Source organism: Acuticoccus kalidii, from assembly GCF_021556395.1.
Lineage (GTDB): Bacteria > Pseudomonadota > Alphaproteobacteria > Rhizobiales > Amorphaceae > Acuticoccus > Acuticoccus kalidii.
Genome location: NZ_JAKGCS010000015.1, coordinates 451,659 through 474,769, shown reverse-complemented (window position 1 = coordinate 474,769; position 23,111 = coordinate 451,659). Strand labels below are relative to the sequence as shown.

Genomic DNA, 23,111 nt, shown 5'->3' with positions numbered 1-23,111 from the left:
GCGCAGCGTCCGCACCGCCGTCTCCAGGAGCTTCAACCGAAGACGAGGAGGGCCATGCGCGGCGGCGTGATCACGCCGCCGTTCGGGGCCGTCCTCGTCGACCTGGCGCGTATCCCCGGCCGGCCGTTCGCGACGATCGTGCGGTGGAGGGCCGGGGCCGACCGTCCCGGCTCAGGTGACGGCGTTCATCCTCTCACCGCGGCCGAAGCGCTCGATGATCTCCGTCACCTGATCGGCGACGGACTGGACCGCTTCGCGGCTCGCCCAGGCGACGTGCGGGGTGAGGATCACGTCGTCGCGTGTCGCGAGGCGCCGCATCACATGATCGGCGCCCGGCGGCTCGGTGGTGACGACGTCGAAGCCCGCGCCGGAGATCCGCCCGTTCTCCAGCGCCCGTTCGAGGGCCGCCTCGTCGACCAGCCCACCGCGGGCCGTGTTGACGAGGAGCGGGCGCCGCTCCATCAGCGCAAATTCGGCATCCGAGATCATGTGCCGCGTCGCCGGGATCAGCGGACAGTGGAGCGTGATCACGTCCGACACCCGCATCACCTCCTCGAACGGGGTGTAGAGCGGGCCCATGCCCTCGACGCCTTTATAGGCGCTGAAGAGGATCTTCATGCCGAACGCTTCGCCGAGCTTGGCGACCGAGCGGCCGAGCGATCCGTCGCCGACGATGCCGAGGGTCGATCCGGACAGGTCGGCGATCGGATAATCGAAATAGCAGAACTGGTCCGCCTCCTCCCAGCGCCCCGCGATCACGGATGCGCGGTAGGGAACGAGGCTGCGCCGCAGCGCGAGAATCAGCGCGAAGGTGTGCTCCGGCACCGTATTGACCGCGTACTCGCGCACGTTGGCGACGGTCACGCCCGCGGCGCGACAGGCGGCGAGGTCGATCTTGTCGTATCCCGTCGCGGCGACCGCGATGAGCTTGAGGTTGGGCGCGGCGGCGAGCTCGTCCGGGCCGATCGCGACCTTGTTGAGGATGACGATATCGGCCTCGGCGATACGGTCCGCCACCTCTCCCGGCTCGGTTCGGTCGTAGACCGTCAGCGTGTGGGGGACATCGGGCGGACGGAGCTCCGTCTCGACGGAGAGCGTATCGCGGTCGAGAAAGACGATGGAGAGCGGGGTGGTCATGCGACATCTCGCACGGCATCGAGCGCGGGGGCGCCCACCGTCTTCGCGATGGCGTCGAGATCGGCGACCACGTTCGCAGGCAAGCCGATGCCGGCTTCCCCACCGCGCGCTGCGCGCATCGTTTCGATTTCTCCGGGCATCAGCACCGCCTCGTGTCCGCTCGCGAGCGCGCTCGCCTTGAGCTCGCCGACGAGCGCCGCCACGCGCTCGGCATGGGCGGCGCCCGCCGCGCCGCGTGCGGCGTCGATGACAAGGAAGAAGTGACCATTGTCCTGAGTCAACTCGAAGTCCTTGTAGAGATTGCCCATCGATCCGGCGAAGCGGCCGCCGGCGAGAACGCCCGCAAGCACCTCCACCATAATCGCGAGCGCCGAGCCCTTGGGGCCGGACATCGGCAGGACGACGCCCTTTTCCGCGGCGACGCCGTCGGTGGTGGGCCGTCCGTCCCGGTCGAGCGCCCAGCCCTCGGGGATGGTCTCGCCGCGCTTTGCCGCCTCGACGATCTTGCCGCGCGCCACCACGGACGTCGCCATGTCGAGGAGGACCGGCGAATCGCCCATGACCGGGGTGCCGAAGGTGATGGGATTGGTCCCGATCACCGGATCGCGTCCACCGAAGACCGCCATCGAGGGCGGCGCGTTGGTCATCGCGATGGCGATGCAGTCCGCCGCGACGGCGCGCTCCACATAATACGAGCCGGGACCGTTATGGTTCGAGGCGCGGATCGAGGCGGCGGCGACGCCTTGCGTCTTGGCCGTGGCGATGGCCGCATCCATCGCCTTGAGGGAGACGACCGGGCCGGGACCATTGTCGCCGTCGACCGCCAGGAAAGAGGGCGCGGTGCGGGTGATCTTCACCTCAGGTCGCGCGTTGACGACGCCGCGATGAAGCCGCTCGGCATAGATCGGAATGCGGGTGAGGCCATGCGAAGCGTGGCCGCGCAGATCCGCGTGGATCAGGCAATCGGTGACGGTCGCCGCATCTTCGGTCGAAAGGCCGGCGGCGGTGAAGACGCCATTGGAGAAGGCGCGGAGCGTTTCGACGGGGAAGGTCTCGCTCACGCGGCATCCTCCTGGGGCTCGCCGTTCATCAGGTCGTAGAGGAGGCCGAGGGCGGCGCTGTCGAGCTTGGCGAAGCCGGCATTGCAGGCGGCGGTCATCATCTGGTGGGCGAGGTTGGTGGCCGGTTGGGTCCGGTGCTCGTGCGAGCCGACGGCGGCGGCGATGCCGAGATCCTTGCGCATCAGCTCGGCGCGGAAGCCGCCCTCGAGCGCCTTGTCGACATAGCGCTTGGCGTGCATCTCGAGCACGCCGGAACGGGCGGCGCCGGTGGACAGAACCTCGCGCATCACGTGCGGGTCGACGCCTGCGCTGCGGGCAAGCGCCACCGCCTCGCACGCGCCCATCAGGTTCACGGCGACCATGAGCTGATTGCACGCCTTCAGCGCCTGACCCGCGCCGAGCGGGCCGACATGGTGGATCGCCTTGCCCATCGCCTCGAGTGCGGGCCGCGCGCGGGCGACGTCGCCGTCGGCGCCGCCGACCATGATCGTGAGTGTGCCGTCATTGGCGCCCTTCGCGCCGCCGGAAACGGGGGCGTCGATCATCGCGCCGCCGCCGGCCTCGATCACGGCGGCGATCTCGCGCGCCTCGAACGGGGCGATGGTGGAGCAGTCGATCACGAGCCCGTCCCAGGGCGCGGCGGCGAGCCCGTTCTCGCCCGCGACGACGGCCGTCAGCGCGTCCGCATCAGGAACGCAGGTGACGATGATATTCGCCGCCGCGGCGACCTCGCGCGGCGTGGCGACCACGGTCGCCCCCGCGGCGCGAAAGGCCTCGGCCTTCTCCGGCGAGGAGGTGGTGACGACGAGGGGGAGGCCGGCGGCGGCGATGTTTTTCGCCATCCCGGCGCCCATCACGCCGAGGCCGATGAAGCCGATAGAGTCAGCCATGGTTGGTGCCTTCAGAGGACAGAGAGGACGCTGGCGTCTTGCGGCGCGACAGGTCGCGGCGCAGCGCCAGCACGAAGAAGACCGCGACGAGCGCCGCGAGGGTCAGCGTCACCGGATTGGTGAGGAACGGCATGAACGAGCCTTCCGAGCGCGTCAGCGCCTGGCGCAGCGCCTCCTCGAACGGTCGGGTGATGATGAAGGTGATGAGGAGCGGCGCCACCGGCACGCCCGTCCGGTTGAAGACGAAGCCGAGAAGGCCGGCGCCGAACATCACCCACACGTCGACGATGTTGTTGCGTGCGACATAGGCCCCGGCGATGCAGACGAGCGCGACGCACGGCATCAGGTAGATTTTCGGGATGCGCAGCGTCATCGCCAACGGACGCACGGCGATGAAGCCGATGATCGCCATCAGCAGCGTCGAGAACAGCAGCGTCAGATAGATCGTGTAGACGATGCCGGGATTCATCACGAAGATCAGCGGACCGGGCGTCACGCCCTGGAGGACGAGCGCCCCGAGGAGAATCGCCGTCACCGCGTCGCCGGGAATGCCGAGGGCGAGCGTCGGGATGAAGGTCGCGCCGACGACGGCGTTGTTGGCGCTCTCGGACGCCGCGACGCCGCGCAGGTCGCCCTTGCCGAAGCGGCTCGAGTCGCGGGCGGAGCGCTTGGCGTCGCCGTAGGCGAGGAACGAGGCGATCGTCGCGCCGATGCCGGGCAGGATGCCGATGGCCGAGCCGACCGCCGAGGCACGCACCATCGGGAAGGCGATGAACTTCATGTCCTTGCCGGTGATGCGGTTGGCCTCGCGATCCTCGCCCGAGAGGCTCACCTTGCCGATGCGCTGGGAAAAGCCCCGCGACGCCTCCTCCAGGATCTCGGCGAGGGCGAAGAGGCCGACGAGCAGCGGCACGTAGGTGAGGCCGTCCATCAGCGCCGTCTGGCCGAAGGTGAAGCGCGGGGTGCCGAGCATCGGATCGGACCCGACAGTGGCGAGCACCATGCCGACGGCGGCCGAGAGGAGCCCCTTTGCGAGCGATGCGCCGGATAGGATGCCGATGACGAAGAAGGTGAAGAGCAGCAGCGATGCGATCTCGACCGGCCCGAAGCCGAGCGCGAAATTGGCGAGCTCCGGCGCGACCAGGATGAGGAGCACGACCGAGAACACGGCGCCATAGAGCGAGGCGATCAGCGAAATCCGCAACGCTTTGGTGGCGAGGCCCTGCTGGGCCATCGGAAAGCCGTCGAAAATGGTCGCGGCGGAGGCCGGCGTGCCGGGGGCGTTGAGTAGGATCGCCGAGACTGAGCCGCCGAAGATGCCCGACCCGTAAAGGCCGATCAGCAGGACGAGCGCTTGCGTGGTCGGCATGAAGATCGTGAGCGGGACCGCGAGCGCGACCGCGATGTTGACCGACAGCCCCGGGATCGCGCCGATGACGAGACCGATGGCGACGGACAGCACCAGGGTCAGCATCGTCGCCGGCTGTCCGAGGTCCACGAGTGCCTGGAAAAGAGGATCCATTCAGTGTCTCTCGAAGATGGACCGGAGGGGCCGCGTCAGAACAGCGCCGCGCCGGGGAGCGGCACGGGGAAGACCTTGCGCAGGATCTGGTCGATCACGACCGGCAAGACGATGGTCAGGATGAGTGCGACCCACCATTTCGCGCGGAACAGCGCGAACACCACGGCCAGAAAGAGGACCGAGGCGGGCAGGAAGCCGATCCGCGGCAGCAAGACGGCGGCGGCGGCGACGGCGGCGGCGAAAATGAGACCGCCGCCGAGCCCTTGGGTGAAGGGAACCTCCGGCGCCGTGCGCCGTCCCATCAGGAGCACGGCAACGGCGAAGATCGCCATCATCGTCCCGGCGAATGTGGGCAGGGCCGTCGGCCCCACCGTGTAGAAATCACCGCTCCCGAGCGCGCTCTGCGCCCGCCCGACCTCCGGAACGAGGACGCCGAGATAGACGGCGGCCCCGAGGAGGAGGACCGCGGCGAGAACGCGGTCCGCGGTCACTGGGCGGAGCTCTCGCTCTCGTCCGCGCCGCCTTCGAGGGCGGCGGCGATCGAGTTGGACATGTCGCTCATCGCCTTGTCGAACTCGGGGCCGGACAGGTAGCTCGGCGTGATGTTGGCGCGCGAGGCGAGGGTCGCGAAGGTCTCCGAGTCGATCGCCTGCTTGAAGCGAGACCGGAGATATTCGGTCGCCTCGTCCGGCGTGCCGGCCGGTGCGACGAGCCCCTTCATGTTCTCGACATTGACGTCATAGCCGAGCTCGCTGAGCGACGGCACGTCGGGGATCTGCTCGGCCCGGTCGGACGTGGTCGCGACTGCGTTGACCGTTCCGGCGGCGACCTGCGCGGCGGCGTCACCGGGGGTGATGATCGTCATGTCGACATGGCCGCCGAGAAGAGCCGCCAAGGCCGGCGATCCGCCCTGATAGGGGATGTGCTTCAGATCGATGCCGGCCTCGTTGGCGAACACGAGAAACGCCGAATGAAGGACGCCGGCCGGACCGGAGGATCCATAAGCGAGCTCACCCGGATTCTCTTTGGCGCGTTCCACGATCGCCTCGATCGAATCGAGCCCGGAGCCTTTCTTGGTGACGATCACCATGTGCTCGCGGTTGACGCGCAGCACGCCCTTGAGCTGGTCGAGCGAGTAATTCGTCTCGCGGTGGTTCGGCACCGAGGTCGATTCCGAGCCGCCGGCGACGAGAAGCGTATGCCCGTCGGGCTCGGCTTTGGCGACGAGCTCGGCCGCGAGGGTGCCCGACGCGCCGGGGCGGTTCACCACCACCAGCGGCACGGGGAAGAATTCCTGCGCGGACGAGGCGATCAGGCGGGCGGTCTGGTCCGTGCCGCCGCCCGGCGCGAAGCCGACGATGATCTGAATCGGCTTCGAGGGCTCCCATCCCGCGTCTTGCGCGGTGGCGGGCCCTGCGGTGGCGGCGAGGCTACAAGCCAGAGCGCCCAAGACGGCGCGCTTCGTCATCGCAATTGTCATCGATTGGTCCTCCCAAGTGTTTCAGCGTCTCGGCCCGTTTGACGGGGTGTTATCGAAGTCCGTCCGTCCGGTGGACGGGTCGCCGCACGGGTGCGGCGTCGCTCAGACGCCCTCGCAACCGCGCGTGCGCAAGAGCTCGTCGACCCAGGCCCGGTCCCAGCCGTCGCCGGCGATGGCGGCCTGGATCTTCGCTTCTTTCTCCACCTGTGCCTCGGACAGGGCGAGTGTCTCCTTTGCCGCAGTCCGGGGGATCGAGACGACGCCGTCCTGATCGCCGACGATGATGTCGCCCGGCTCGATCACCATTCCGTCGAGCGCGATCGGGACGCCGATCTCACCCGGGCCGTCTTTGTACGGCCCGCGATGGCTGACGCCCGCGCCGAAAATGGGGAACGTGTCGGCGGCGATGACGTCCATGTCGCGCACGGCGCCGTCCACCACGAAGCCGACCACACCGCGGCTGCGCGCGTGGGAGACGATGAGCTCACCGATCAACGCATTGGTGAGATCGCCGCCGGCCTCCACGACGATCACGTCGCCGGGCTCGGCCATGTCGGCGGCCTTGTGAATCATGAGATTGTCGCCAGGCCGCGTCTTCACCGTCAGCGCGGTGCCCGCGAGGCGGCCCGTGCCGCCTTGGAAGCTGTGCATCGGCCGCACCGTGGGGCCGGCGGCGACCATGCGGCCCAGATTGTCGCTGATGATCGCGGTCGGAATGGCGCCCAGCGCATCAACGAGCGCCTTGTCGCTGCGGGTGAAGCCCGTCACCACGCGAAATCCTAATGCCACCATATCCTCCCGTTTCATCTTTACGGGCATGTTGGTGGAGCTTAACGATGCTGTCCAATACGAGTTCGGTGTCGGAACGATAACGAGAAAGCATCGAAGGATGATCGAGACACGCCTCTTGCGGTCCTTCGCCACCGTCGCCGACGAGCTGCATTTCGGCGCAGCCGCGCGGCGGCTCAACATCGCTCAGCCCGCCTTGAGCCGGCAGATCCAGCAGCTCGAAGCACGGCTCGGCGTCACGCTTCTCGACCGCACGGCGCGACGCGTCAGCCTGACGGCGGCGGGGCGCGCCTTTCTTGCCCGCGCGCGCCGCGTTCTCGCCGACCTCGACGAGGCGGCCGCCGAGGCCCGGCGCGTCGCGGAGGGGCAGGAGGGCGCGATCCGGGTCGGGTTCATCCACTCCTCGACCTATGGCATTGCGCCGCAGATCATCCGGCACTTTCGCGAGCACTATCCGCTGGTGGTGCTCGATCTGCACGAAATGCCGATCGATCAGCAGCTCGCGGCGCTGCTCGACGGGACCATCGACGTCGGGATCTTGCGGCCGCCGCTCGCCGATCCGCGGCTCGCGACGCGGGTGCTCGCCGAGGAGCGCTTCGTCATCGCCCTGCCGCGGGGGCATCCGCTCGCCGAGCGCGAGCGCGTCACGTTGCGTGCGCTGGCCGGGGAGCGGTTTATCCTCTTTACGCAGGAGCGCAGCCCGCTCTTTTACGAGCGCATCCAGTCGATGTGTCAGGCCGCGGGTTTCACGCCCGACGTGCAGCAGCATGCGACGCAGATTCACACGATGGTCGGTCTCGTTGCCGCCGGGATCGGCATCGCGATCCTTCCCGAGGTGGCGCGCAATCTCCACCTGCCCGGCGTCGCCTTCTGCGCGATCGAGGAGAACCCGGCGGCGGTCGAGGTCGCGCTCGGCTGGCGCACGAGCGACACCAATCCGGCGCTGGCGGCATTTCTGGCCGTGACCGACGCGGAGAGCGTGGGGCGCGACAAGGAGGCGTAGGTGTCGGCGGCAGCGGTGAGGCCGCGCGCCCGGCGTTTTCGCGCCGGGTGCCGCCTCTGCGCCGAGCGTGGTCGCTAGCGCGGCGGCATGACCCCGTCGGGGCCCGCGCCGCAGACGATGGCGCAGATCTTGGCCCCGGCCGCGACCTCGATCCGGCCGCATTGCAAGGCGGCGAGCGCGGCGGCGCCGCTGAGGTCGGCGGCGAGGCCCATTTCGAACCACAGCCACTCCGCCGCGTCCTGCATCTCGGCGTCCGACACGAGGACGATCTCGTCGACATTCTGCGCGACGAGATCATAGATGCGGTCGTCTGTGCGGCTGCAGGCAAGGGTCGGAACGGCGGTCGTCACCCGATCGAGCGTGACCGTGTGGCCGGCCTCCAACGAGCGCTTCAGCGTCGGCGAGCCTTCCGCCTCGACCCCGATGATCCGCACATGCGGGGCGAGCGCCTTGATCGCGGTCGACGCGCCGGAGATCAGCCCGCCGCCGCCGATCGCGATGATCACGGTTTCGATCTCCGGTAACTGGTCGAGAAGCTCGAGCCCCACGGTGCCTTGCCCCGCGACCACGAGGGGATCGGCGAACGGGTGGAAATAAGCGGCGCCGGTCTTTTCGACAAAGTCGAGCGCCGCGGCGTTCGCCTCGTCCCAGACGGAGCCGACTATGACCGTCTCCGCCCCCCAGCGATGCAGCTTCTCGACCTTCGCCGGGGACACGTTCCCCGGCAGGAAGATGGTCGCCTGGACCCCGGCCATGTGGCCGGCGCGCGCGGTCGCGAGGCCGTGATTGCCGCCCGACGCGGCGACGATGCCGTTGGCGAGAATGTCCGGCGGCGTCGCGAGGAGCCTGTTGGTCGCGCCGCGGGCCTTGAAGGAGCCCGTCACCTGGAGGAGTTCGAGCTTCAATGTCAGCGCGGCCCCGTCGGCGACCGGCGTCTTGAGCTCGCTCGCCTCGATGACCGGGGTGCGGCGCACGCGCCCGCCGATCCGATCTTGCGCGGCGCGGATGTCGTCGATGCCGATCATGGCAGTTGGCCCTCATAGGGGGCGGCGATGACGAGGCAGCAATTGCCGCTCACGACGCGGCCCGGTTGGCGCCGGCCATAGAGGATGCCGTCCGCGGCATAATGGAGGATCTCGGGAGGCCGGGAGGGGTCGCCGAGATGATGCACCCGGCCCGCTTCCTGTCCGGCGCGGACCTCGGTGCCGAGCGGGTGGAAGCCCTCGAACACGCCGTTGGCGCTCGCGAAGACGTAGCCGGGCGGGCCCGGGATCGTCAGCACCGGGCGATCGGCGGCGGCGGGCTGATTTGGGCTCGCCTCCAGGATGCCGAGATGGGCGAGTACGTTGCGCGCGCCGCGCCGGCAAATCTTGAGCGCTTCGAGCGACACCGTTCCGCCGCCGCCCATTTCGGTGCCGACGGTCGTGAGGCCCGCCGCGACGGAGGCCGCTGTCGAGGTGCGCCGCTCGCCGAGATTGTCGACGACGACGGTGAGCGGTGCACCGAAGGCGAGGACGGCGGCGGCGTTGCGCTTGTGATGGTCCGGGTCGGCCGCCGGCTCGATGATCGCGCTCGGCAGGATGTCGAGCGAGGAGCCGCCCGAATGGAGGTCGAGGAAGGCGTCGCCGATCGGATAGATCACGTCGTTGACGAATGCCGACGTCTGCTGCGTGATCGTGCCGCCGGGATCGCCGGGATAGGTCCGGTTCATGTTGAGCCCGTCGACCGGCGATGTTCTGCGGCCGGCCTCGACAGCCGCGACGTTGATCGCCGGCAGGAGAATGACCCGCCCCTGGACCGCGCCGGGATCGAGCTCGCGCACCATCTCGCCGAGGACGATTGGTCCTTCGTACTCGTCGCCGTGATTGCCGCCCTGCAGGATCGCGGTCGGCCCCTCGCCATTCTTGATCACCGCCACGGGGATCCGTGTCGTCCCCCAGGCATCGTCGTGCGGCGAATGGGGGATGTGGATGAAGCCGGATTGCTTGCCGGGCTTGTCAAAGTCGACGGTGACGAACGCGGTGGACTTGCGGGCCATGATTGAGCTTCTTGCCGTGAGGGCGATTTGAGGATGGGAGAGGCGCCGGCCGGCGCCTCTCGTGGGAAGCGGCGCCGGGGCGCCGCTTCTCGGACGGAGCTGCGCCGGGGCGCCGCTCGGGAGCCGGTTACATGCTCGGGAAACGCTCCGGCAGCGGCTGGCCGAGCCATTCCTCGGTCATCTCCGACAGGCGGCCATTGTTGAGATTGTAGAAGACGAACGTGTCGACCCACCGCAGAAGGTCGGGATTGCCCTTCGGCACGCCGACATGGGTCGGCGAGTAGCGGAAGATCTCGATCGGGGCGAGCGCGTTGTCCGGATCGCGCTTCGACAGATCGTTGGCGATGATATTGGCCGTCGCCAACAGCTCCACCTGGCCGGAAAGATAGGCCGAGGCGGCCGTCGCGTCGTCGTCATAGCGCTGAATGTTGGCGTCGGGCGCGCGTTCGGTCAGCTCGATGTCCTGCGTCGTTCCGCGGGCGACGCCGATCGTCTGGTCGCCGAGATCGGCAAGGCTCGACAGCTCGGAGTCCTCCGGCCCGAACAGGCCGATGGAAAGCGCCGAATAGGGCGAGGAGAAGTCGATCTGCAGCGCCCGCTCCGGCGTCGCGCCCATCGCCGCGACGGTGAGGTCGATGCGGTTGGTGGCGAGATAGGAGATGCGGTTGGCGCTTGTGACGGTGGTGAGCTCAAGGTCGACGCCGAGCGCTTCGGCGATCAGCTTGGCGACTTCGATGTCGAGCCCGACCTGCTGGTTGCTCCCGTCGAGGAAGCCGAAGGGCGGCACGTCGGCCGGCACCCCGATGCGGACCGTTCCGGCGTCGAGGATATCCTGAAGATCGGCCTTCGCCGGTGCGGTGACCGCGAGAGAGACGAGCGCCGCGCAGGCGATCGTCGACAGGTGCTTCATCATTTCGTTCCCCTCCTTTGTTGGCCGTCAGTGAAGGACGGCATTCAAAAAGCTGGTCAGCTCCGGTGTGCGCGGCTGTTCCAGCGTCTCGCGCGCATCTCCCGCCTCATGGACCCGGCCGTGGTGCATGAAGACGACCCGGTTGCCGACCGTTTTGGCGAATTTCATTTCGTGGGTGACGAGCAGCATCGTCATGCCGTCGGCGGCCAGCGCTTCCAGCACGCGAAGCACTTCGCCGACGAGCTCGGGATCGAGCGCCGAGGTGATCTCGTCGAACAGCATCACCTTCGGCCCCATGGCGAGGGACCGGGCGATGGCGACGCGCTGTTGCTGGCCGCCGGACAGTTCGTCGGGATAGGCGTTGAGCTTGTCCGCGAGGCCGACCTTGGCGATCGTCTCCCGCGCGATGTCGCGGGCCTCCGCGAGCGGTGTCTTGCGGACCACCTTGAGGGCGAGCGTGACGTTCCGCTCCACCGACAGGTGCGGGAAGAGGTTGTAGCTCTGGAACACCATGCCGACGCGCTGGCGCAGATCGTTGAGGTCCGCCTTCGCCGTGGTGACTTCGGTCCCGTCGACGGTGATGCGCCCCTGCTGGACCGGCTCGAGGCCGTTGATACAGCGCAGCATCGTCGACTTGCCCGAGCCGGACCGCCCGATGATCGCGACGATCTCCCCCTCTTCGACCGAGAGATTGACGTCCGACAGAACCTCGAGATTGCCGAAGCGCTTGTGCACCCCGTCGAGCTCAACGAGCGACATGGATTCTCCCTTCAAGTCTCTGACTGGCGCGTGACAGGCTGAAGCAGATGACGAAGTAGATCGCCGCGACGGTGAGGTAGACCGCCATCGGGGCGAAGGTCGCATTGTTCAGCATCTGCCCGGCCCGGCTCAGCTCCACGAAGCCGATGACCGAGGCGAGCGAGGTGTTTTTGACGAGCTGGACGAGGAAACCGACGGTCGGCGGGATGTTGATCCGCACCGCTTGCGGAATGATGACGTACCGCAGCCGTTGCAGGTAGTTGAGGCCCAGCGCCGCCGACGATTCCCATTGTGTTTTCGGGACAGACTGCAAGCCGCCGCGCCAGATCTCGGCGAGATAGGCGCTCGCATAGATCGAGAAGGTGGTGACGGCCGCGGTCCACGCGCCGACATTCCAGCCGAACACGCTGAACCCGAAAAAGAAGATGAAGAGCTGGCCCAGGATCGGCGTACCCTGGACCAGGTTGATGTAGCCGATCGCCAGCCAATTCGCCGGTCGGAACGGCACGATCCGCAAGATCGCGACGACCAGCGCCACCGCACCGCCGATCGCCATCGCGGCGAGCGTCAGTAGGATCGTCCAGCGGGCCGCGAGCAGCAGGAAGAGGACGTCGTCGAAACCGAATTCGCGGATCATCGTGCGGGCCTCCTGACGAAGACGCACCAGTAGATCGCCGCGAAGACGCCGCGGAACAGCAGCGTCAGGCCGAGATAGATCAGCGTGATCGCCGTATAGACCTCGAACGAACGGAAGGTGCGGGAGTCGATGAAGGACGCCTGATGGAAGAGCTCGTTGGCGCCGATCGTGGAAACGATACTCGTCATCAACATGAGAAGGATGAATTGGCTCGTCAGTGCCGGATAGATCGCCTTCAGCGCCTGGAACAGCACGACGTGTCGGAACACCTGATAGCCGTTGAGCCCCAGCGCGTGGCCGGCCTCGATCTGACTCTTGCGGACCGATTCGATGCCGGCGCGGATGATTTCCGCGCTATAGGCGCCGAGATTGATCGAAAGCCCGATCAAAGCGGCCTCGTTGGCGGTGAAGCGGAGGCCGAGGCTCGGCAATCCGAAGAAGATGATAAAGAGTTGCACCAGCAGCGGGGTGTTGCGGATCGTCTCGACATAGACCGTCGCGATCGACCGGAGTGGACCGGGTCCACCCGTGCGCAACGCCGCGATCACGACGCCGATGACGAGGCCGATGAGGATCGTGGCAGCGGAGAGCTGCAGCGTCAGGAGGAGACCTTCGATGATCTCATCCCGATACGCCAGGAGCGAACTAAACCTGAAACTATAGTTCATGAACGCGGCGGCTCCGGTTGTCGTCACCCTGACCGAACCGCCAAGGCGCTTTATAGGAACACGAGAAATGCTATCGTCGTTTCAAATGTGACGTCAAGGCTCGTATATAAAACGAGATGTGTGTGATGGTGAATGACCAGACCAGCTACTCCGCCCCGGCTTTGGAAAAGGGGCTCGATATTTTGGAGCTCCTTGCCGCCGAGGGCACGGCGCTCACCACGCGGCACATCGGCGAGCGGCTCGGCCGCTCCAAGAACGAAATCTTCCGAATGGTCCATGTCCTCATCCGGCGCGGCTACATCGCGCGCGCGCCGGACGGCGAAGGGCTGACGCTCACCAACAAGCTCTTCGCGCTCGGAATGCAGACGGCGCGGATGCGCGACTTGATCGCCGTCGCCGGCCCCATCGTGGAGCGTCTCGCGGACGAGATCCGTCAGTCGGTCCACCTCGTCGTCGCCAACCGCGGCGAGACGGTCGTGATCGGGGCAGCGTCCGGCGGTTCGGAAATGACGTTCAGCTTGAAGCTCGGCTATCGCCGCCCGCTGGTCGACGCGCACTCCGGCCTGCTGCTGATCGCGTTTCAGCCGCCCGAAGCCGGCCGACGCATGATCGAGGAAAGCGTCGTGCTGATGCAGGAGAAGGTCGACAGAGCGGCGCTCGATGCCGAATTGGAGACGCTACGGCGCGACGGATCGATCGTCCGCGAGAGTCGGGACATTGTCGGCATCACCGACATCGCCGCGCCGATCGTGCTCGGCAACGGACAGGCGATCGCCTGCATCATCGTCGCCCATTTGAACCGGAAACAGACCGTCCCCGATTACGAAGCGGCGCGGGGAAAGCTGGTGGACGCGTGCTCGGAGATCGCGGCGCGGATGGAGGAGTATCGGCCGCCGGTTCATGCGGGGGCCGCGTCGCAGCGCGGCTGATGCGCGGACAGCCGGTCGAGGGCGGGCATTGGCTTGCCCGCCCCGTGTGCGGAACGTCAGTGCCCGCGGATCATCCGGGCGCCGCCGACGAGGATACAGGCGCCGATGACACCGGCGACGAGATAACCGACCCATCCGCCGAAGCTGACGCCGAGCAACCCGAACAGAAAGCTCGCCACCGCGGCACCGATGATGCCGAGAATGATATTCATGAAGATTCCGGTGTCGCTCTTCATCAGGGCCGAGGCGATCCAGCCTGCGAACCCACCGATGATGATCGCGGCAATCCAGCCGATTCCAGCGTCGTCCATCACTCGTTCCTCCTGATGCCAACGGATGTCGTCCGACGGGAGACGTTCACGCGTCTTGGCAACTTTTGCAAATGTCCGAAGCCGCATCCGTCACGGTTCACACCGCGACAGATGGGGCCCACGAAGGACGCACGACCACGGCGGTAAGTTCCCGGCAGGATGCCGATCGTTTCGCCCCGGCCGTTCATCGGCCCGGCCCCGACATGCGGGCGGTCCGGCAGATCAGCCGGATGATCGCGAGATTGACGCCGGGGGCGAGCGCCGTCGCGATCACTCGGACGGGATCGTCGAGCCGGTCGAGCATCCGGTTCCATGGCAGACCGAGCGGCACGAGATAGACCGCCGCGAGCGGGTCGCGCGGCTCGCCGAAGAGGCCGAACGTGCCGATCGCCAGCACGGCCAAGGCGAAGAGCCAGGCTAGCGCGAACAAGACCGTCGTGATCCGGCATATCCGCATGACGTCGCCTTTCGCACCCGAGTGTGTTGCAGGGTGCAGCGCCCACGTTAATCGTTGCCCTTATCGGAGACGCGCACGATGTCGTCTCCGCTTGCGTCGCACGCCCAAGATCCGATGCACGTCAATATGAGCACTGCGAAATCTTGATCGAAGGGTCAGTGAGCTTGCGGCGTGATCTGCGATACTTCAAGTGGACCTGCCGGCATCAGTCGATAATGTGATAGCCGCCATCGACATAGAGCACTTGGCCGGTGATGAGCTTCGCGGCGCGATGGGCGAGGAAGGCCGTCGCCGCGCCGACATCGTCGATCGACACCAGCGCGCGCCGGGGCGCCTTGGCGGCAGCCTTTGCGAGCAGCGCGTCGAATTCGGGGATGCCCGAGGCCGCGCGGGTCGCGAGCGGACCGGGCGAGATCGCGTGGACGCGGATGCCGCTCGGCCCCAGCTCGGCCGCCATATAGCGGACCGCGCTCTCGAGAGCCGCCTTGGCGATGCCCATGATGTTATAATTCTCGACCACCATCTGCGAGCCATAATAGGTCATCGTGAACAGCGTGCCGCCGTTCTTCATCAGGGGCTCGGCGAGGTGGCCCATGCGCATGAAGGACCACACGGACACCTCCATCGTCTTCAGGAAACCGTCGAGCGGGGCATCCGTCACCCGTCCGGCGAGCGTGTCGCGGGGCGAGAAGGCGATCGAGTGGATCACGAAGTCGAGCGCGCCCCATTCCTCGCCGATGCGCGCGAACACGGCCTCCATCTGCCCCGGCACGGCAACGTCGAGGGGCATCAGAATCGGGGCGGCGACGTCCTCGGCGAGAGGGGCGACATGCGGGCGGGCCTTGTCGTTCAGATAGGTCACGGCGAGCTCGGCGCCGAGCGCGCGAAAGGCTCGGGCGCAGCCCCATGCGATCGATTGATCGTTGGCGATGCCGACGACGAGGCCGCGATATCCGTCGAGGAGTTTCGCCTTGGTGTCGGGTAACGTCATACGGGCTCTCCTCCGCCCCGTTCAGGCCGCGATCGGGCTCGCCGACGCGCGCCGCGCCGCCGCGTAGAGGGACGCCACCGCGCACGAAGCGAGGCGGGTGCGCACCGTGTCGGCCCGCGAGGTCAGCACGATCGGCACCCGCGCGCCGAGCACGATGCCGGCGGCGTCGGCATGACTGAGAAAGGTGAGATTCTTCGCCAGCATGTTGCCGGCCTCGAGATCCGGGACCACCAGAATCTGTGCGTGTCCGGCGACCGGCGAGACAATGCCTTTGATACGCGCGGCGTCGGGATCGATCGCGTTGTCGAAGGCGAGGGGCCCGTCGAGCGTGCCGCCGGTGATCTGGCCCCGATCGGCCATCTTGCAGAGCGCGGCCGCATCCAACGTGGACGGGATCTTCGGCGTCACCGTCTCGACGGCGGACAGGATCGCGACGCGGGGCGCACCGAGCCCGACCGCGGTCCAGAGATCGATGGCGTTCTGAACGATGTCGCGCTTCGCTTCGAGGTCGGGGAAGATGTTGATCGCCGCATCGGTGATGAAGAGCGTGTCGGCATGACCGGGCACGTCCATCACGAAGACGTGGCTGATCCGCCGATGGGTGCGCAGCCCGGTGGCGGAGGCCGTCACCTCGCGCATCAACGTGTCGGTGTGGAGGCTTCATTTCATGAGAAGCTCGCCGCGTCCCTCGCGGATCAGGCGGACGGCGAGGGCGGCGGCGTCACTGTGCTCTGCGTCGACGATCTCGATGCCGGACAGGTCGAGGCCATGCGCGTCGGCGATCGATCGCATTCGATCACGCGGCCCGACGAGAGTCGGGGCGATCAGCCGGGCGCGCGCCGCTTCGAGCACGCCGCGCAACGCGGTCTCGTCGCCGGGGTCTGCGACGATCGTTGGAGCCGGGCTCTCCTGCTTCGCCCGTGCGATCAGGCGATCATATTTGGAGATGGTCGCGCCGTCGTTCACGCTCGCCGTCATGGCGGAAGCTCCCAGTTTCGTTGCGACGCCGATTTCGGAGCGCTGCGACGCCGATGATCCGGCGATGCGGCGCGCTCAGGCCTCTCCGTCAGGCCGGGTTGCCACGGCCTCGGCGAGGTCGGGGGCGGGCGGTGCTATCGGCCCGTCATGGGGCCCCGGGACGGGCATGTCGGACACGTGCGGTGTGGTGAAGAGGGCGGCGATCCTGTCGAAGCGGGCGGCGGCCTCTCCGGTCAGCGCGCCGGATGCGCCGAGGACGGAGGCGAGCCTGTCGAGCGCGCTGTTCCGCGCGGCGGTGTCGGCCGGCAGGAGCTGCGGAATAGCGGCGAGCGCGGCCTCCTCGTCGATCCACAGCATGTAGGATTGGTCTCGCACCATGGCCTTGAACGCGGCGAGGGACAGCGCGCGGGCATCCTCCCGCCCTTCGCGCAGACGCCGGATCGCCGCGAAGCCGCGTTCGTCGACGCGGCCGCGGGCCATGCCCACATAAACGAGCGCGCGCACCAGCGCCTCGGGCAGGCCGCCATCGCCCATGCCGGCCCGCAGTGCGGCGATCCGGTGCTCGATGAGGCGCGTATGGAGAAGGCTCCGCGCCGGCTTGCGCGGGCGCCGGTCGGAGTTCGCGTCGATTCCCAAAGCGGCCTGGAGCGCGGGCGATCCATAAAGGGCGCGAAACGTATCCTCCGCGGCGGTCTCCGCCATCACCCGGACCGAATCGAGCGTCGCCGCGATCTGGCGAGAGGCCTGATCCTGGAGGGAAAGCCACGGATTGTCCGCCGCGACGCGCCGGCGGCCCTTGCGGGTCGCGGCCGCCGCCTCCGCGACCCAGCCGAGCCACGGATTGGACGCGCCGAAGCTCTCATAACCGAGGCGCAAAGGGTGCAGACGGCGCATCGTCTCGGCGACGGCCGGGCCGATGCTCGCCCGGACGAATGGCTGCACGAACGCCCGATAGAAAGCGAGATTGATGTCCGACATGCGCGCAGCCGCCGCGAAGCGCCGCTCGTCGGCGAGATCGTTGCCGCCGAGCGCACGGATATCGTCGAGTGTGCGCGCCTCGCAGCGCATCGCCCAGTCGCCCGTCACGAGCTCGGGATGGTCGGCGACCGCCGCCCGCGGCTCGAACACGGCCTCGTAGAGGCCGGGCGGGAGCAGATCGATGAGGTCGATATTGGAGGCGAACTCGTCGTGCTCTTTGCGCGCGATCCCGGCCGAGACGAAGATGCCGAGATGACCGATCGTGTCGTGGATCGTGTAGACGATGGTCTGCCCGAAGGCGCGGATCTCGTCGACGCTGTTATAAAGGTCGAGGAGCCAGTCGAGCGCCTGTTGCGGCGGGGTGATGTTGTCCCCGCGCGAGCAGAACACGACGATGGGCGAGCGGATATTGCGCAGGTCCACCACCGTGTCGTCCAGGGTGATCCCGCCCGCGGTGAGCCTGTTGCCGATGAACAGCGCGTCGACGATGAACTGGATTTCCTCGGCATTGAGGCTGACATGGCCGCCCCACCACCGCTCGAAGCCGAGATAGCGCTCGGCCTCGGTGTCGACCTTGGCGTAAAGATTGTACGGCTTGGTCCAAAGGGTGTTGGCCGGGTTCTGGTTCTCGAAATTCTGGACGAGCCATGCGCCGTCGAAGACACCCGCGCCGAGATCGCTCGCGAGGGCGGTGAGCCAGCTTCCGCCGAGCAGGCCGCCGAGATAGCGCATCGGATACCGCCCCTTGACGCCGGCCCAATAAGACAGCGGCGCGCCGGCGACGATGATCGGGCCGAAGAGTTCGGGACGGACCGCCGCCAGCATCATCACCGCCCATCCGGCCTGGCAATTGCCGATGACGCACGGCCGGCCATCGGCCTCGGCATGGCGTCGGCCGACCTCCTCGAGGAAGGCGGCCTCGGCGAGGGCGACGTCCTCGATCGTCTGTCCCGGCACCGGATCAGGCAGGAAGCCGATGAAATAGCAGGGGTGTCCGGCCTTCATCGCGACGCCGATCTCGCTGTCGGCCTTGAAGCCGCCGATGCCGGGTCCGTGGCCCGCACGCGGATCGACCACCACGAACGGCCGTCGGGACGGGTCGAGCGTCGTGCCCTCGGGCGGTCGGATGCGCGCCAGTAGATAGTTGACCGGGCGCGGCAGGCTGCGCCCATCGAGAACGAGTTCCGCCGCATAGTCGAGCACATGGGGCACCGGCAGCGCGGCGTGCCGGCGATAGGCGTCGCTGCGGCGGCGCATCACGTCGAGGAACAGGACCGCGCGTTGCAAAGCATCCTGCTGGTACGCATGCCACGAGGACAGACCGGGGATCGCCGTCCCCTCCCTCGGCCTCGCGGGCCTCGTTTGCGTCACGTCCGTCACGCCTTGCAAGGTCGAGCCTCCCATATCCTGCCGGGCCCGCGTGGCGGGTGGCCGGTGAGGTGATCGCTCAGAACGTTTTCGGCTCCCAGTTGAGGAGGAAGCCGACATTGCCGGGCATGCCGCCCGGAAAGTCGACGATCATCGCCTTGAGGCGATAGCCCTTCGGCTGAAGGTTGGCCTTGAAGCCGTCATAGAGCTCGCGGGCTTTGCCCTGCAGGGTGTCCGGCCAGGCCGGGTCGAGATTGTTGATCGCGCGCCCGGCGTCGGTGCAGAGGGAGGAGGGGAAGGTGTAGACGAGCGCTTCATACTTGCCCTCGTTGACGGTGTTCGTGACGATCGTGCGGATCATGTCGCGCTCGCGATCGCTCACATGGTCGGACAGGAACTCGTTGGCGATCGCGTCGAGCCGCGCCTTCTCGGCTTCCTTCTCCTTCAGCCGCCGGTCGATCTCCTTCATCTGCCGGTCGAGGATCGCCATGCGGAGATCGTCCGCCGTCGGGATCGCGGGTTTGGTTGCGCTGTCTTCGCTCGTCATCTGTCGTCGTCTCCTTGCGTTGATGTCGGCGCGTCGATCGGGGCCGGCGCCGTCCGTCAATGGCCGCGCAGAACGAGGGTCTGCACCGGCATGAGGAGGGCCTGCAGGCGCAGGATCAGGGCGTGAACGATGCCCACCGTGTCGACCATGTGGAGGTAGAAGCGCCGCAGCGGTCCGAGGTCGTCGGACTGAAGCGCGTCGTGGTTGCTGGTGTAGGCGTTGGCGATGCAACTGCTGCCCGGCGGCAGGTGATCGAGCCCCCCGGCATAAAGCGGCTCCAGATAGACCGTGAGCGTGCCCGGCGCGCCGATCGCCCCGGTCTCGACGAGCTGCTCCGACGGACGGAGTGCGCCGGCCGCCACGACGTCCTGAACCTTGGTGACGACGAGGGGGATGACCGTGAACGGCACCGCCGTACACGCCGCCTCGGCGATCATACCGACGCGCATCACCTGTGCCTCGATCTGGCCGAAGCCGGCGATGATCGCGCGGCGCCCGGCATCGGAGGGAACGAGGATGCCGGCCGAGCGCATCATCGGATTGACGAGATCGCCGACGCGGAGTGTGAACTGCTCGACGGTGCCGTCGACGCCGGCGCGCACCACCGTCTTGTCGAGCGCGACCTCGGCTTCTGCGTGCTCGGCCTCTGCGCTCGCCCGCTGGGCGGGCAGGCTCGTCGACAGCTCGGTCTCGATCGCGCTCTTGTCCGCGATCGCGGCGGACAGCGTTCCCTGGCGACCGGCGAGCGCCTGTTCGAGACGCTGGATCTCGCGCTCGGCGACGGTCTGGGAATTGCGTCTGAAAAGCTCCCGCTTGGTCTCGAGCTCGTCGCGCACCTGATCGTAGGCGCTTTGCGCTTCGGCGATCCGCCCATCCGCGCCGGCGAGGTTCTGGCGCGCGAGCGCTGTCGCCGCATCGACCTCGGCGACCTTCCGCCGGGCGGTTTCGACGGCCGCTTCCTCCTTGCTGCTGTCGAGCTTGAAGATCGGATCGCCCGCGCGCACCGTGTCGCGCACGTCGACATAGACGTCGGAGACCCGGCCGATGGTCTCGGGCACCAGCGGGACGGTGCGGAAGAGAGAGACGGCGTTCTGCGTCGACGGGTGATAATAGAAAATCATCGTGACGAGCGTCAGCGTCAGCACCACGCAGGCGGTGATGCCCCATCTCAGCTCGAACCAGACCGAATAGAGCGTGATCTCTTGGCCGATCCGCTTGCCTTGAGCGTAGCGGCGGTAAAGGTAGTCGGGAAAGATCGTCAGCATCGAGCAGAGCAAGATTTCAAACATCGAAGCGTTTCCTGCGCGCCGTCGCGTGTCTCAAGCGGGGGTCGCCCGCGCGCCCGCCGGTTCGGACGTCACCATCGCCGGGGGCGCGGTCTCGGAAGTCGGGCGTGGGATCGCCGGCGCCGCGCCCGCGTGACCGGCCGCGATGGCCGCCATTCGCTCCAATGAGTCGGCGATCCGGGCGACGGGTGTGGCGAGGTCGGGGATCGGCACGAGTGCGAGGAGGAGCGCCGCGATCCAGAAGCCGGTCTGATGCGTCAGCAGCGCGATCAGCGCCAGAACGGCGACGACGTGGAATTGGACCATGTTCGACCGATGCGCCATCCGCTCCGGCAGCGCATGCAGCCGCAGATAAAGATTGCCCACGAGGAGGATCAGGACGACGAAGAACACGCCGACCGCGACGAACATCATGTCCGTCTGACCCGGCGGTGTGATGAAGGGCGGTAGATCGTGCGGCGCCAACGGATGAAGACTGGCCATCTTCCGTCTCTCTTCTGGGGTGAGGATGTCCGACCCCGCGATGGGCGCGAGGCGCCGCGGGGGAGAAGGGTAGCCGGCGCGCGCGGGGTCGCCAGCACGTGCGGGTGAGTTACGGGTGACGTTCGGGAGAGCGATCAGCCGCGGATCGGCCGCAACGTGGCGGTCCGGTGGGTCGCCCCCGGGCCGATTGGTAGGCCCGCGTCGGCGAGCGCGCTCAAGATGGCGGCCGCAAGGTCCGGGTCGACATTGCGCCTCGCGAGGTCGGCGGCAGCGTGTGCGCCATAGTCCGGGTCGATGGCCGCCACCGTGCGGAGCGCCGAATGCGCCTCGGGCTCGCGACCCAGCCGGACGGCGGAGGCGGCGACCATGAGAGCGCCATAGACGACGCCGCTCACGTCGACCTTGTGCGCTTCGGCGAGGGCCTCGGCGAAGCGCCCATGCGCGAAATGATAAAGGGCGAAGCCGATGCGGTAGCTCGACGGAAGGCCCGGATTGCGGGCATAGGCCGTCTCCAGCAGCGCGATCGCCTCGTCCCAATGCGCCATGACGGCATGTTGTTGTCCGAGGTCGGCGAGAATGGCGGTGTCGTTGGGATTGAGCGCCCGCGCCACCGCGAGCTCTTCAAAGCTGCCCGCGACGTCGCCGGCGAACCAGTAGGCGCGGGACAGGGCGTGGTGGCTGCGGCTGGCGTTCGGCGCGAGGTCGATGGCGCGGCGGGCGAGATCGAGGGCCCGCCGGGCGAGCTCGGCCCGCGCCGCATTCTGATCGCTGCCGAAGCGGAGCATGTCGGTGTGGATCTGCGACAGGCAGCCATAGAGTTCCGCGTTGTCCGGGTCTCGCTCGCGCGCCGCCTCGAGGGCGCGGCGCACCGTCTCCCTGAGGCTCCGGTCGAAGGTGCGGGCATAGCGGCGGAACAGCATGACGCTCGCCGCCGATGAGCCTGCGCTCACCGTCGCCGCGTCGACGTCCTGCGTTTGGGCGACGAAGATCGCGCCATAAGGCTGCGCGAGTGCGCGGACCACCGCGCTCGCCAGCTCGCCGAGAGCGCCCGCCCATCCGCCCGGATCGAGCGGGCACTCGAACACTTCACCCCAGAGGCAGCGGCCCGTCCGCACCTCGATCAACAGGACTTCCGCGCCGAAATGCGTCGCCGAGATGGTCGTCCCGCCGGTCAGCAGATAGTCGACCCGCGCCTCGCCCGGCTCGCTTTGGAGGACGGACGTGTCGGGGCCGAAGACCGCGAGCTCGGTGAATCGCGTCAGCCCGGCGATGACGTGGCGCGTGAAGCCGCGGGTGAGGTTGGGATAGAGCGATTGATCACCCTCCTCCTCGAAACCCGGAACGAGGATCGACGGTCCACGGCACTCGCGCGGAGGGCGGTTGTCGCTTCGAGGCGGGTCGGGCGCGGGTGCGTTGAGCGCGAATTCGGGAACGTAGCATCCTTTGGGAATCGAGATGATGACGGGATCGGCGCGCCCGGCGGTCAGATAATAGCGCTCCAGCATCCGGCGCAGGCGGCCGGCCTCGATCCGCACGATCGAATCGATCTGCGGGTCGAAGTCCGCGCCGCGCCCGAAAACGCAGGTGGCGATCGTGTACGCCTTGATGTGGTTCTGATGACCGCCGAGAGTTTCGGTAACGATGTATTCCAGAAAGCGGCGGTTGCGATTGGACGCTCCGAAGTCGGGCGATGCAACAATCCGAGCGAGTTGCTCTCGAACGGCCGTGGGGTCAGGGGTGCCGATGTCTTCCATGGTGGGCCCCGTGCATCGGTCTAATCTTACTACGGTCGCCCGCCCATGGGTAGATTCGGCGTTTCAATTCATGGCCGTCGCGATGCGATCTTGACCGTAACGTACTGGCGTCGGGCGCCGCGTGCGGGCGAGTGA

At 67.6% G+C, this 23,111-nt stretch carries 23 protein-coding genes and 1 pseudogene; 2 read left to right on the top strand and 22 right to left on the bottom strand.

The genetic code is table 11. From position 1 onward, the window contains the following. Positions 1–171: 171 nt before the first annotated feature. The 7 genes from L1787_RS10185 to L1787_RS10155 all read right to left on the bottom strand — a co-directional run bounded on the left by L1787_RS10185 (position 172) and on the right by L1787_RS10155 (position 6,879). Positions 172–1,137 (bottom strand): D-2-hydroxyacid dehydrogenase, encoded by a 966-nt coding sequence (locus L1787_RS10185; protein WP_235708697.1) that lies wholly within the window; start codon positions 1,135–1,137, stop codon positions 172–174. Beyond that, positions 1,134–2,198 carry an Ldh family oxidoreductase gene (locus L1787_RS10180; RefSeq protein ID WP_235708696.1) on the bottom strand — a complete coding sequence of 355 codons (1,065 nt, stop codon included), beginning with the start codon at positions 2,196–2,198 and terminating at the stop codon, positions 1,134–1,136. Before L1787_RS10180 ends, L1787_RS10185 begins: the two co-directional genes overlap by 4 nt. Beyond that, a complete protein-coding gene (locus L1787_RS10175) occupies positions 2,195–3,088 on the bottom strand; it encodes an NAD(P)-dependent oxidoreductase (RefSeq protein ID WP_235708695.1) in 894 nt (297 codons plus the stop codon). Before L1787_RS10175 ends, L1787_RS10180 begins: the two co-directional genes overlap by 4 nt. Then, a complete protein-coding gene (locus L1787_RS10170; RefSeq protein WP_235708694.1) occupies positions 3,081–4,610 on the bottom strand; it encodes a tripartite tricarboxylate transporter permease in 1,530 nt (509 codons plus the stop codon). The genes L1787_RS10175 and L1787_RS10170 overlap by 8 nt, the downstream gene beginning before the upstream one ends. A 35-nt stretch (positions 4,611–4,645) precedes the next feature. Continuing rightward, positions 4,646–5,101 carry a tripartite tricarboxylate transporter TctB family protein gene (locus L1787_RS10165; RefSeq protein WP_235708693.1) on the bottom strand — a complete coding sequence of 152 codons (456 nt, stop codon included), beginning with the start codon at positions 5,099–5,101 and terminating at the stop codon, positions 4,646–4,648. Beyond that, positions 5,098–6,090, bottom strand: a complete 993-nt coding sequence (locus L1787_RS10160; RefSeq protein ID WP_235708692.1) for a Bug family tripartite tricarboxylate transporter substrate binding protein — start codon at positions 6,088–6,090, stop codon at positions 5,098–5,100. The genes L1787_RS10165 and L1787_RS10160 overlap by 4 nt, the downstream gene beginning before the upstream one ends. Positions 6,091–6,192: 102 nt before the next feature. Next, a complete protein-coding gene (locus tag L1787_RS10155; protein ID WP_235708691.1) occupies positions 6,193–6,879 on the bottom strand; it encodes an RraA family protein in 687 nt (228 codons plus the stop codon). 100 nt (positions 6,880–6,979) lie between these two features. Here L1787_RS10155 and L1787_RS10150 point away from each other — a divergent pair, with 100 nt between their 5' ends. Further along, positions 6,980–7,882 carry a LysR family transcriptional regulator gene (locus L1787_RS10150; RefSeq protein WP_235708690.1) on the top strand — a complete coding sequence of 301 codons (903 nt, stop codon included), beginning with the start codon at positions 6,980–6,982 and terminating at the stop codon, positions 7,880–7,882. Between the two features lie 74 nt (positions 7,883–7,956). Here the strand turns inward: L1787_RS10150 and L1787_RS10145 are convergent, their stop codons facing one another. The 6 genes from L1787_RS10145 to L1787_RS10120 all read right to left on the bottom strand — a co-directional run bounded on the left by L1787_RS10145 (position 7,957) and on the right by L1787_RS10120 (position 12,894). Further along, positions 7,957–8,907, bottom strand: a complete 951-nt coding sequence (locus tag L1787_RS10145; RefSeq protein ID WP_235708689.1) for a threonine ammonia-lyase — start codon at positions 8,905–8,907, stop codon at positions 7,957–7,959. Then, a complete protein-coding gene (locus L1787_RS10140; RefSeq protein WP_235708688.1) occupies positions 8,904–9,920 on the bottom strand; it encodes a succinylglutamate desuccinylase/aspartoacylase family protein in 1,017 nt (338 codons plus the stop codon). The genes L1787_RS10145 and L1787_RS10140 overlap by 4 nt, the downstream gene beginning before the upstream one ends. Positions 9,921–10,047: 127 nt before the next feature. After that, positions 10,048–10,833, bottom strand: coding sequence for a transporter substrate-binding domain-containing protein (locus tag L1787_RS10135; protein ID WP_235708687.1), 786 nt, complete (start codon positions 10,831–10,833; stop codon positions 10,048–10,050). A gap of 24 nt (positions 10,834–10,857) precedes the next feature. Further along, positions 10,858–11,589, bottom strand: a complete 732-nt coding sequence (locus tag L1787_RS10130; RefSeq protein ID WP_235708686.1) for an amino acid ABC transporter ATP-binding protein — start codon at positions 11,587–11,589, stop codon at positions 10,858–10,860. Further along, a complete protein-coding gene (locus L1787_RS10125) occupies positions 11,576–12,226 on the bottom strand; it encodes an amino acid ABC transporter permease (protein ID WP_235708685.1) in 651 nt (216 codons plus the stop codon). Before L1787_RS10125 ends, L1787_RS10130 begins: the two co-directional genes overlap by 14 nt. After that, positions 12,223–12,894, bottom strand: a complete 672-nt coding sequence (locus tag L1787_RS10120; RefSeq protein WP_235708684.1) for an amino acid ABC transporter permease — start codon at positions 12,892–12,894, stop codon at positions 12,223–12,225. The genes L1787_RS10125 and L1787_RS10120 overlap by 4 nt, the downstream gene beginning before the upstream one ends. A 125-nt stretch (positions 12,895–13,019) precedes the next feature. Here L1787_RS10120 and L1787_RS10115 point away from each other — a divergent pair, with 125 nt between their 5' ends. Then, positions 13,020–13,823 (top strand): IclR family transcriptional regulator, encoded by an 804-nt coding sequence (locus tag L1787_RS10115; protein ID WP_235708683.1) that lies wholly within the window; start codon positions 13,020–13,022, stop codon positions 13,821–13,823. Between the two features lie 56 nt (positions 13,824–13,879). On the opposite strand, the gene L1787_RS10110 is transcribed toward L1787_RS10115, so the two are convergent. From L1787_RS10110 to L1787_RS10070, 9 genes and pseudogenes are all read right to left on the bottom strand, one after another. Beyond that, the gene (locus L1787_RS10110) at positions 13,880–14,134 is read right to left on the bottom strand and encodes a GlsB/YeaQ/YmgE family stress response membrane protein (protein ID WP_235708682.1); all 255 of its coding nucleotides are present in this window, start codon (positions 14,132–14,134) and stop codon (positions 13,880–13,882) included. 184 nt (positions 14,135–14,318) lie between these two features. Continuing rightward, positions 14,319–14,564, bottom strand: coding sequence for a hypothetical protein (locus L1787_RS10105; RefSeq protein WP_235708681.1), 246 nt, complete (start codon positions 14,562–14,564; stop codon positions 14,319–14,321). A 232-nt stretch (positions 14,565–14,796) separates the two neighbouring features. Next, complete coding sequence (gene fabI / locus L1787_RS10100; RefSeq protein ID WP_235708680.1) at positions 14,797–15,582, bottom strand: enoyl-ACP reductase FabI; 786 nt, start codon at positions 15,580–15,582, stop codon at positions 14,797–14,799. Between the two features lie 21 nt (positions 15,583–15,603). Next, positions 15,604–16,560 (bottom strand): annotated as a pseudogene (locus L1787_RS10095) (phosphate acetyltransferase). Between the two features lie 75 nt (positions 16,561–16,635). Continuing rightward, positions 16,636–18,795, bottom strand: a complete 2,160-nt coding sequence (locus L1787_RS10090) for a DUF3141 domain-containing protein (protein WP_439648274.1) — start codon at positions 18,793–18,795, stop codon at positions 16,636–16,638. A 190-nt stretch (positions 18,796–18,985) separates the two neighbouring features. Beyond that, on the bottom strand, positions 18,986–19,453 hold the full coding sequence (locus tag L1787_RS10085; protein ID WP_235708678.1) for a histidine kinase: 468 nt from the start codon (positions 19,451–19,453) through the stop codon (positions 18,986–18,988). Between the two features lie 56 nt (positions 19,454–19,509). After that, positions 19,510–20,742 carry an HlyD family secretion protein gene (locus L1787_RS10080; protein ID WP_235708677.1) on the bottom strand — a complete coding sequence of 411 codons (1,233 nt, stop codon included), beginning with the start codon at positions 20,740–20,742 and terminating at the stop codon, positions 19,510–19,512. A gap of 30 nt (positions 20,743–20,772) precedes the next feature. Continuing rightward, positions 20,773–21,222 carry a hypothetical protein gene (locus L1787_RS10075; RefSeq protein ID WP_235708676.1) on the bottom strand — a complete coding sequence of 150 codons (450 nt, stop codon included), beginning with the start codon at positions 21,220–21,222 and terminating at the stop codon, positions 20,773–20,775. A gap of 134 nt (positions 21,223–21,356) precedes the next feature. Continuing rightward, positions 21,357–22,976, bottom strand: coding sequence for a hypothetical protein (locus tag L1787_RS10070; protein WP_235708675.1), 1,620 nt, complete (start codon positions 22,974–22,976; stop codon positions 21,357–21,359). Between the last annotated feature and the right edge of the window lie 135 nt (positions 22,977–23,111).